This window comes from Vibrio sp. 10N.222.52.C12 (assembly GCF_041474215.1).
Classification (GTDB): domain Bacteria; phylum Pseudomonadota; class Gammaproteobacteria; order Enterobacterales; family Vibrionaceae; genus Vibrio; species Vibrio crassostreae_C.
The window spans coordinates 1-1794 of record NZ_JBFRTR010000243.1 but is presented as its reverse complement, the minus strand read 5'-3'; the positions used below and the strand labels follow the sequence as shown (position 1 = coordinate 1794).

General features: G+C 42.4%; 1 protein-coding gene. It reads left to right on the top strand.

The genetic code is table 11. The features are described from left to right. Positions 1-354 precede the first annotated feature (354 nt). Positions 355-1722: an anaerobic C4-dicarboxylate transporter DcuC gene (gene dcuC, locus AB4623_RS24110; RefSeq protein ID WP_016788598.1), complete on the top strand. Its 1368-nt coding sequence runs from the start codon at positions 355-357 to the stop codon at positions 1720-1722. Positions 1723-1794 lie beyond the last annotated feature (72 nt).

The window sequence follows — 1794 nt, the reverse complement described above, 5'->3', positions numbered from 1 at the left end:
TTAATTACGCAACAAAGCCAAATTAATCCGATATCATGTAAAAATACACACTTCTTTTTAGTTCTGCACGTTAGGCTCCAAAAGTCATAGATTTATAAATCCACACCTTTGTATACAACTCCTCACTATAAAGGTGATCCAAGTTATATTCTATTGAGATAGATAATTTGTTTATTAACATCTAAACAACAGTAGTTGTTCATGATTTACAACCACAATTAACATCAAAGAAAATGTTTGTCTTAGATCATATCAACCTCAACTATGCCTCGTGCCACAGTGCAGTTTTCTGTACATTCATTGTCATATTCTGAAACACTTTCTTATATTTTTTTAAACTTTGTGGAGATTTCTATGTTAGAGCTCTTGATCGGATTAGTGATTACTATCGCTGTTGGTTACTTTATTGTGAAAGGCTATAAAGCGGCAGGTGTATTACTGACAGCTGGCCTTGCCCTACTTCTTATTACTGGCCTTATAGGTCACACAGTCTTACCCGCTAAGGTCGCTTCAACAGGTAACATGGTTACCGACTCACTAGAATTCGTTAAGTACATGCTTCAGTACCGTGGAGGCGGCCTAGGCATGCAAATCATGCTTCTTTGTGGCTTTGCTTCTTACATGACGCATATCGGCGCAAACAATGTGGTAGTAAAACAATTCTCTAAACCGCTTGCTGCTATCAAATCTCCATACGTACTTCTTGTTGCGGCTTACATCGTAGCGTGTCTAATGTCTCTAGCAGTAAGTTCTGCAACAGGCCTTGGCGTGCTATTGATGGCGACCCTATTCCCAATGATGACGGCAATGGGTATTTCTCGTCCAGCAGCGGTGGCGGTTTGTGCATCACCTGCAGCAATCATTCTTTCACCAACGTCGGGTGATGTGGTTATCGCAGCAGAAAAATCAGGTATGTCTCTTGATGTGTTTGCTGTTCAAACGGTACTGCCTGTTTCTATCTGTGCGATCATCGTGATGGCGGGTGCGGCTTTCTTCTGGAACAAATACCTAGATAAGAAAGAAAACACGCCAATGGAAAAAGTAGACGTTTCAGAAATTGAAACGAATGCGCCGGCTTTTTATGCTGCTCTTCCATTCTTACCTATTTTTGGAGTATTTCTATTCAACGGTCGTACCATTCCGGGCCTTTCACTTGATATCTACACCATCGTAGTAGGTTCAATTTTCGTGGGCGCTGTTATCGATTACGTTGTGAAGAAGTTTGACGGCGAAAAAACACTAGAAGACCTAGATTCTTGCTACCAAGGTATGGCCGAAGCATTTAAAGGCGTAGTAATGCTGTTGGTTGCGGCGGGTGTATTTGCTCAGGGCCTAATGTCTATCGGTGCAATTGATAACCTAATCGGCCTTGCTGAATCAGCTGGCGCTGGCGGTATCGCATTAATGCTTATCCTGACTGGTCTAACAGTTGCTGCTGCTATCGCGACAGGTTCTGGTAACGCGCCATTCTATGCATTCGTAGAACTGGCTCCGTCACTTGCTGCGAAAATGGGCTTGAACCCTGCGTTCCTAATCATCCCAATGCTTCAAGCGTCTAACTTAGGCCGTACAATTTCTCCTGTTTCGGGTGTAATTGTAGCGACTTCTGGCATGGGTAAAATCAGCCCGTTTGAAGTCGTTAAACGTACTTCAGTACCAGTAATCTGTGGTCTTATCACGGTGATCTTCGGTACGCTTGTTCTAGTACCAATGGCAGCTTAATTGTCAGTAAAACAGACATGATTATTTGGATATAAAATGCCCTAATAAAAAGGCGCTGAACTTAGTAAGTTC